The following is a 7047-nucleotide window of genomic DNA, read 5'->3' as shown; positions in this document are numbered from 1 at the left end:
AGGTCGGCTGGCGTGTGGCGCAAGGCGGCGAGCCTCGCGGCTTCGAGGTCCAGCGCTGCCCGCGCCTCCCACTGATCGCGCAGGCCGCTGCGCTTGACCCGGTCGAGCGCGGCAGAGGTATCGACGGCGGAGCGCACATAGGTGCCCGAGCCCTGGCGCGTATCCAGCAATCCCTGCGAGACCAGCACCCGCACCGCCTCGCGCACCGTGCCGCGGCTGACCGACAGAAGGTTGGTCAGAGCTGCCTCGTTGGGGATACGCTCGCCGACGCCCCAGCGGCCGCTGACGATTTCAGCGCGCAGGCTCTCGGTGGCGCTGTCGGTGAGATTGGTTCGGATAGCAGGTTGCATCGACCTATTCATCAAGTCATCAGATGACTTGATGAATAGGCCTACTCCTGGCTGCCGTCAAGCTACTGATCGAGATGGTAGTGGGTCAGTCTGAAATTCAGCCTTTGAATGGCCGGCGTTGAATGCGATAATTCAGGCATGGATGACACATCCGAAACTAAGACACGAAACGGTTGGGCGCCCTTGCACGTTGAGCAAGCTCTTGGTCTTAACCCGGACCTGCCAAAGCGCTGCCCCGAGTGTCATGGTGCTGTTCGCGCTCACCGCGAAAGTAACAATGGGATGCGCGCTCATTTCGAACACATCGAAGGGCATGATGGATGCTCGCTAAAGCCGCGAACATTTTCCGGTACTAAATCAATGCACCCAGACGCCCTATCATGAAAGCTTTGCGAGATTGGTGACATTGTTGCGCTGATCGAAGTGAAGGAAATTGAGAAGCCGGTGCTGCGCGGCCCTTACAAGAAGCGGACAGCTTGACTTCAATATGCTATGCCGCCGCCATGAAGAGCTATGATTTCGATCCTACCGAATTCGCCAAGTTAGAGTTCCTATTGGCTCACGCCGTCAGTTTTCTCCATCAAGAGCGGAGCAAGGCCGAACTCAATCAATTCCAGGCCAAATTCCTCCCGATTATTCGCGATGTATATTATCAGGTGTTGGGACCTAAGATTGATGATCGCCAGCGTGAGGCAATCTCTGTATCCGATCCTTGGGATCCAGAGTTGACTCAGGAGCGGGCTATCGAACTCCTAGCTGAGATATTCAAAGCTTAGATTTCAAACTGACTCACTACCATGAGATAGAAACTCACCAAGCTATGGCGCCGATCAGTCGGCGGCTGACGCAAAGCTTGCCATGTGAAACGCCTGGATCTCAGCCGGATAGCGATAGGCGATGCCATAGGGGCAGGCATTGCGGTCAAGGCAGCCGCCGCTGCGGCACGGCTCGCCCTTCGCTCCTCGCACATGCGCCAGACAGGACTGGTAGGCGAATCCTTCCGTGGAATAGGCATCGACCGGACAGTATCTCAGGCAAGGTTTCTCGACACAGGTGTCGCAAAGGTGGATCGCCTTGCCCTGCTCCGGAAGCGCGATCTCGTCCTCGAACAGCAGCGCACCGCGATAGGCATGCCAAAGCCCGTATTGCGGATGCATGAGGATGCCGAGCGGCGACGGTTTTAAACCCTCGGCCCGCATCGCCCATTGCTGGAACGGAAGATAGGGTTTGTCGGAAGGCGAAACCGCACGGGCTTGGAATTCATTGGCCACGGCGCCAATGACCTGCCGCGACCAGTTGTCGAGCGGATCGGCGATTGTCCGTGGCTGGTTTTCGCGCCAGCGCAGGAAATGCGGCCAAGGTGCCGCCCCCGCCTGCCCCACCAGCAGCACGGACCTTGCTGGCGCGCCCGAGGTGCCATGTGGAGCATCCTCGTCGCCAGGGAACACAAAGCCGCCGCGCAGGATGAGGCCGTTGGCGCCAAGCGCGGCCGTGATCTCCTCGATCATGCCGCGACGCGCAATCATTCCTTCTTGACCGGATCGGAGAACGCGCTCCGCCAGACTTCCTTGTGGATGATGTTGGCGACTTTAGCCCCGCCTGATTCGGGCTCCTTTCAAGTGAAGGCGTCGGGCATCGACCCCTTCTTCTTGGCGATGAAGTCCTTCAACGCTTCGTCGATGCTCGGATCGAGATGCGGCGCCTCGTAGCTTTCCAGCCAGCGGCGGGCAAGCTCGTTGGCGCGCTGCGGCGCTGTCTTCTCGCCTTCGGCCAGCCACTGCTCGTAGGAATTGTTGTCGGCGATGTTGGAGCGGTAGAAGGCGGTCTGGAAATTGGCCTGGGTGTGGTCGCAGCCGAGATAGTGGCTGCCGGGGCCGACCTGGCGGATGGCGTCCATCGCCTGGCCGTTTTCCGACAGGTCGACACCCTCGGAAAACTTCTGCGTCATGCCGAGCTGGTCGATGTCCATCATGAATTTTTCATAGCAGGACGCCAGCCCGCCCTCGAGCCAGCCAGCCGAATGCAGCACGAAATTAGTGCCGGCCAGGATGGTCGAGTTCAGCGTGTTGGCGCTTTCATAGGCCGCCTGAGCATCCGGAACCTTCGACGCGCAGAGCGAACCGCCGGTACGGAACGGCAGGCCGAGACGGCGCGCCAGCTGTGCGGCGCCATAAGACACCAGCGACGGCTCCGGCGTGCCGAAGGTCGGCGCGCCCGACTGCATCGAGATCGACGAAGCGAAGGTGCCGAACAGCACCGGCGCGCCCGGCCGGATCAGCTGCGTGAACGAGGCGCCGGCCAGCACTTCGGCCAGGACCTGCGTCAGCGTGCCGGCCACCGTCACCGGGCTCATCGCGCCGGCAAGGATGAACGGCGTGACGATGCAAGCCTGGTTGTGGCGCGCATAGACTTTCAAAGCGCCGAGCATGGTCTCGTCGAACACCATCGGCGAGTTGGCGTTGATCAGACTGGTCAGCACCGTGTTGTTCTCGACGAAATCGTCGCCGAACACGATCTTGGCCATGGCGACGGTGTCTTCGGCGCGTTCCGGCGCGGTCACCGAGCCCATGAACGGCTTGTCGGAATATTTGATGTGGCTGTAGATCATGTCGAGGTGGCGCTTGTTGACCGGCACATCGACCGGCTCGCACACCGTGCCGCCCGAATGGTGGATCGACGGCGCCATATAGGCGAGCTTCACGAAATTCTGGAAATCCTCGATCGTCGCGTAACGCCTGACGCCATCGAGGTCACGCACGAAGGGCGGACCGTAGACCGGCGCGAAAACGGTGGCATTGCCGCCGATCTGCACCGAACGCTCGGAATTGCGGGCGTGCTGGGTGTAGACGGACGGCGCGGTCTTGAGCAGCGAACGGCACAGCCCCTTCGGAAAGTGCACGCGCTCGCCCTTGACGTCGGCGCCGGCCTCTTTCCACAGTTGCAACGCCTCCGCGTCGTCGCGGAAGATGATGCCGATCTCCTCGAGCACCGTATCGGTGTTCTTCTCGATCAGCGCCAGGCCTTCCTCGTCCAGCACCTCATAAACGTTGATCTTGCGCTTGATGTAGGTGAGCTGCGTGCCCGGGCCACCGCCTGAACGTGCTGCCCGCCGGGCTGCTGCCCCGCCACTGGCGCCACGCCCACGTCGCGCGTTTGACGCTTCCTGATCGACTGCCGCGTGTTCGCTCATGGTGGTTCTTCCCTGAAACTGTTCTTGTCTGGAATCCATAGCGGCTGCCTCGCCGCTTCTTGCCAGATCGTAGCCATGCACCCTATTCGAAACGGCCCGCCAGCGCCAACGCCTGTCGCAAAATCGACAAGAATTCCAAGAGAGTTACGGTCGCTTTCCTTTTGCGGGAAGTCGCAAATCAGCTATGGATACATGCCCTCAGCGGGTTAGGTATGAACGCGAAGATGTGTGCCTTGCGACATGGTCGCGATGCCGGCAGGAGCTCGATACAAATGTCCGACGACGAGATCATCCTTTCCGAACTTTCCGACGACGAGTTGGTGCAGCAGATGCACGACGATCTCTATGACGGGCTGAAGGAAGAGATCGAGGAAGGCACCAACATCCTGCTCGAGCGCGGCTGGGTGCCCTACAAGGTGCTGACGGAAGCGCTGGTCGAAGGCATGCGCATCGTCGGCGAGGATTTTCGCGACGGCATCCTGTTCGTTCCCGAAGTGCTGCTGTCGGCCAATGCGATGAAGGCCGGCATGTTCATCCTGCGTCCGCTGCTCGCCGCCACCGGCGCGCCGAAGCAGGGCAAGATGGTCATCGGCACCGTCAAGGGCGACATCCACGACATCGGCAAGAACCTCGTCGGCATGATGATGGAAGGTGCTGGTTTCGACGTCATCGATCTCGGCATCAACAATGCGGTCGAGAAATATCTCGATGCGATCGAACAGCACCAGCCCGACATCATCGGCATGTCGGCACTGCTGACCACGACCATGCCCTATATGAAGGTCGTCATCGACACGATGAAGGAAAAGGGCATCCGCGACGATTATGTCGTGCTGGTCGGCGGCGCGCCGCTGAACGAGGAATTCGGCAAGGCCGTCGGCGCCGATGCCTATTGCCGCGACGCGGCAGTGGCGGTCGAGACCGCCAAGGACTTCATGAAGCGCAAGCACAATGTGCGCGCTTCGGCCTGATTGGTCATTTCGGCCGGACAACAGGAAGCCGCGCCTTGCAGCGCGGCTTTTTTGTTCCCAGATGAAGAAGTACGGGCGCGGATCAGGGATTGTTGACGGTGTCCTCGACCGCATTGGCGGTTGATTTGACGTCCTTGCCGACGCCTCGGACGGTGTTCGCACAAGCCGTGAGGGCCAGGGCGCAGGTCAAGATGGCAATTGGCGTGATGCGTAGCAGTTTCATGGACGGTGTCTCCCTCAATAGATAAATTAGCGCTACAGCAACGAAGGCCGGCTCGACGGGTTCCATGGCCAAGACGCAAAAAACGAAACCGAATCAAGACGACAAGCTGCTCGTTATCGCCTGTGGGATGATTGCGCGCGAAATTCTGGCCGTCAAGGAACAGCTCGGACTGGATCACCTCGACCTGACCTGCCTGCCGGCAGAATTCCATTTCTATCCGGACCGCATCGCCCCGGCCATGGACAAGGCAATCGAAAAGGCCAAGGCCGAAGGCTACAGCAACATCTTCGTCGGCTATGCCGACTGCGGCACCGGCGGCCTGCTCGACCGCATCTGCGAGAAGCACGGCGTCGAGCGCATGGCGGGCCCGCACTGCTTTGCCTTCTATCAAGGCATGGAGGCCTATGCGAAAGTCGCCGACGACGACATGATGTCCTTCTACATGACCGACTTCCTCTGCCGGCAGTTCGACGCCTTCTTCATGAAACCGCTCGGCCTCGACAAGCACCCGGAGTTGATCAAGGACTATTTCGGCAACTACGAGAAGCTGATCTATCTGGCCCAGACCAATGATCCGGAACTCGACAAGGTCGCCGAAAAGGCAGCCAGAATGCTTGGTCTCGTCTATGAACGCCGCGCAACCGGCTATGGCGACCTGACGGCCGGAATGGCGCAGGCGGCAGCACACGCCTGAAGCAATTCCTGACCCCGCCATGCTCTAACCCTGGGTGACAGGCCGCCGAGAACGGGTAAGTTGTGCGCCACAAGGCAACAGGCCCTCCAGCCATTCGAACGTGGAAACACACTGATGACCCCTCGCCTCTTGATAGCCGCACTCGGTCTCCTCTGTTTCGCCCTGCCCGCTCATGCCGATGGCGAGGTACAGAAACTCATCACCCCGGCCGACAAGAAGCGGCTCGACAATTATGGCGAGACGCGCAAGGCGGCGCTTGCCGAGGCGAAAGCTGGAGATGCGGCCGAGGTCAAGCAACTCGACGCCTTGCTGGCAAAACCGCTGGTGGCCTTTTCCGACAAGGACCTGACCGGCAGTTGGCGGTGCCGCACCATCAAGGCCGGCGGGTCTTTGCCGCTCGTCATCTATGGCTGGTTCAAGTGCAAGGTCACCGACGACGGTTCCGGCTGGCGGCTGGAAAAGATCAGCGGCTCGCAGCGCACCAAGGGCCGTTTCTTCGACGATGGCGAGAAACGCGCGATCTATCTCGGTTCCTTCTATGTCAACGATGATCCGGCAAAGCCCTATGGCAGCGGCCCGCAAACCGACCAGGTCGGCTATGCCTTCCGCAACAGCGCCAAGGAATGGCGCATCGAATTTCCGGCGCCCTATTACGAATCGAATCTCGATATCATCGAATTCAAGCGCTGACTGTGTATCGAAGGCTGATCACCAAGGATTAACCCGGACGCCCTAGCATCCCGACCATTATCAAGAACGGGTTGCTTGGAGGGGGCAAGATCCATGGCAGCATCAGAATCCAGTACGCGGATCGTGGTCGTCACCGGAGGCGGCCAGCATGTCTGGGCTATCGTCAACGCGATCACCGACCGCGTCGGCCCTGTCAGCGTCATCCTCGAAACGCCTGAATCCAAAAAGCAATTGCTTCGCGGCCGGGCTCGCCGCCAGGGCTGGATCTCCGCCATCGGCCAACTTGGCACGATGGTGCTCAGCAGACTGGGCAAACGGCTTCTCGCCAGCCATGCCGCCCGGCTGATTGCCGAGGAAAAGCTCGAGGTCGAGCCGCGGCGGGATCAGGAAATCATCCATGTCGCCTCAGCCAACGGGCCGGAATGCCTCGAAGCGATCAAGAAGATCCAGCCTGGCGTTGTCCTGCTTAATGGCTGCAGGCTGTTGTCGAAGGACATGCTTGCCCGGATGCCTTGCCCGGTGCTCAACTATCACGCCGGCATCACGCCGAAATACCGCGGCATGAACGGTGGCTACTGGGCGTTGACGTCAGGCGACCCGCAGAATTTCGGCACCACCGTGCATCTGGTCGATGCCGGCGTCGATACGGGCGCCGTGCTGAAACAGGTGCGCGGTCAACCGAAACGCGGCGACACCATCTCCAGCTACGCGTTGCGCCAGGCCGCGTTCTCGCGCGACATCTGCGTCGAGGCGGTCAGCGATGTTCTGGCCGGAAAAATCACCACCGTCGACCCCGGTCTGCCATCACAGCAATGGTATCATCCGACGATCTGGTTCTATCTCTGGACTGGCCTGAGAACCGGCATCTGGTAGCGCATTCCTCGTCAGGATCCGCACGCCGTGAGCCGGCTTTTCCGACGCCTCGAACC

Annotated in this window: 9 protein-coding genes; 5 read left to right on the top strand and 4 right to left on the bottom strand. The window is 60.4% G+C overall.

The window, feature by feature from the left end; genetic code table 11:
- Positions 1–350, bottom strand: a 350-nt coding sequence (locus tag EN893_RS12445) for a GntR family transcriptional regulator (RefSeq protein WP_164900820.1), incomplete at its 3' end; no start/stop codon positions are given.
- A gap of 503 nt (positions 351–853) precedes the next feature.
- On the opposite strand from EN893_RS12445, the gene EN893_RS12440 reads away from it, so the two are divergent.
- Positions 854–1126, top strand: a complete 273-nt coding sequence (locus EN893_RS12440) for a hypothetical protein (protein ID WP_127267734.1) — start codon at positions 854–856, stop codon at positions 1124–1126.
- Between the two features lie 54 nt (positions 1127–1180).
- On the opposite strand, the gene EN893_RS12435 is transcribed toward EN893_RS12440, so the two are convergent.
- Together EN893_RS12435 and EN893_RS12430 are read right to left on the bottom strand one after the other, a co-directional pair.
- Positions 1181–1876 carry a 4Fe-4S dicluster domain-containing protein gene (locus tag EN893_RS12435; protein WP_127267733.1) on the bottom strand — a complete coding sequence of 232 codons (696 nt, stop codon included), beginning with the start codon at positions 1874–1876 and terminating at the stop codon, positions 1181–1183.
- 89 nt (positions 1877–1965) lie between these two features.
- Positions 1966–3540 carry a trimethylamine methyltransferase family protein gene (locus tag EN893_RS12430; RefSeq protein ID WP_024501311.1) on the bottom strand — a complete coding sequence of 525 codons (1575 nt, stop codon included), beginning with the start codon at positions 3538–3540 and terminating at the stop codon, positions 1966–1968.
- A 272-nt stretch (positions 3541–3812) separates the two neighbouring features.
- Here EN893_RS12430 and EN893_RS12425 point away from each other — a divergent pair, with 272 nt between their 5' ends.
- Positions 3813–4511, top strand: coding sequence for a B12-binding domain-containing protein (locus EN893_RS12425; protein ID WP_027029468.1), 699 nt, complete (start codon positions 3813–3815; stop codon positions 4509–4511).
- 82 nt (positions 4512–4593) lie between these two features.
- Here the strand turns inward: EN893_RS12425 and EN893_RS12420 are convergent, their stop codons facing one another.
- On the bottom strand, positions 4594–4734 hold the full coding sequence (locus EN893_RS12420; protein ID WP_023812312.1) for an entericidin A/B family lipoprotein: 141 nt from the start codon (positions 4732–4734) through the stop codon (positions 4594–4596).
- A gap of 64 nt (positions 4735–4798) precedes the next feature.
- Between EN893_RS12420 and EN893_RS12415 the strand changes: the two genes are divergently transcribed.
- The 3 genes from EN893_RS12415 (at position 4799) to EN893_RS12405 (ending at position 6991) form a co-directional block, all read left to right on the top strand.
- The gene (locus tag EN893_RS12415) at positions 4799–5428 is read left to right on the top strand and encodes a DUF1638 domain-containing protein (RefSeq protein ID WP_127271741.1); all 630 of its coding nucleotides are present in this window, start codon (positions 4799–4801) and stop codon (positions 5426–5428) included.
- A 114-nt stretch (positions 5429–5542) separates the two neighbouring features.
- A complete protein-coding gene (locus tag EN893_RS12410) occupies positions 5543–6118 on the top strand; it encodes a DUF4893 domain-containing protein (RefSeq protein ID WP_127271739.1) in 576 nt (191 codons plus the stop codon).
- A gap of 93 nt (positions 6119–6211) precedes the next feature.
- Positions 6212–6991, top strand: coding sequence for a formyl transferase (locus tag EN893_RS12405; protein WP_127271185.1), 780 nt, complete (start codon positions 6212–6214; stop codon positions 6989–6991).
- Positions 6992–7047 lie beyond the last annotated feature (56 nt).

Source organism: Mesorhizobium sp. M7A.F.Ca.CA.004.04.2.1 (assembly GCF_004022825.1).
In the GTDB taxonomy this organism is placed as follows: domain Bacteria; phylum Pseudomonadota; class Alphaproteobacteria; order Rhizobiales; family Rhizobiaceae; genus Mesorhizobium.
The sequence above is the reverse complement of the archived record's forward strand: the minus strand, read 5'-3'. Positions and strand labels throughout refer to the sequence as shown.

Coding starts and splice junctions, on each gene's coding strand:
- EN893_RS12440 (WP_127267734.1), top strand. CDS start 854: ATGAAGAGCTATGATTTCGATCCTACCGAATTCGCCAAGTTAGAGTTC.
- EN893_RS12435 (WP_127267733.1), bottom strand. CDS start 1,876: ATGATTGCGCGTCGCGGCATGATCGAGGAGATCACGGCCGCGCTTGGC.
- EN893_RS12430 (WP_024501311.1), bottom strand. CDS start 3,540: ATGAGCGAACACGCGGCAGTCGATCAGGAAGCGTCAAACGCGCGACGT.
- EN893_RS12425 (WP_027029468.1), top strand. CDS start 3,813: ATGTCCGACGACGAGATCATCCTTTCCGAACTTTCCGACGACGAGTTG.
- EN893_RS12420 (WP_023812312.1), bottom strand. CDS start 4,734: ATGAAACTGCTACGCATCACGCCAATTGCCATCTTGACCTGCGCCCTG.
- EN893_RS12415 (WP_127271741.1), top strand. CDS start 4,799: ATGGCCAAGACGCAAAAAACGAAACCGAATCAAGACGACAAGCTGCTC.
- EN893_RS12410 (WP_127271739.1), top strand. CDS start 5,543: ATGACCCCTCGCCTCTTGATAGCCGCACTCGGTCTCCTCTGTTTCGCC.
- EN893_RS12405 (WP_127271185.1), top strand. CDS start 6,212: ATGGCAGCATCAGAATCCAGTACGCGGATCGTGGTCGTCACCGGAGGC.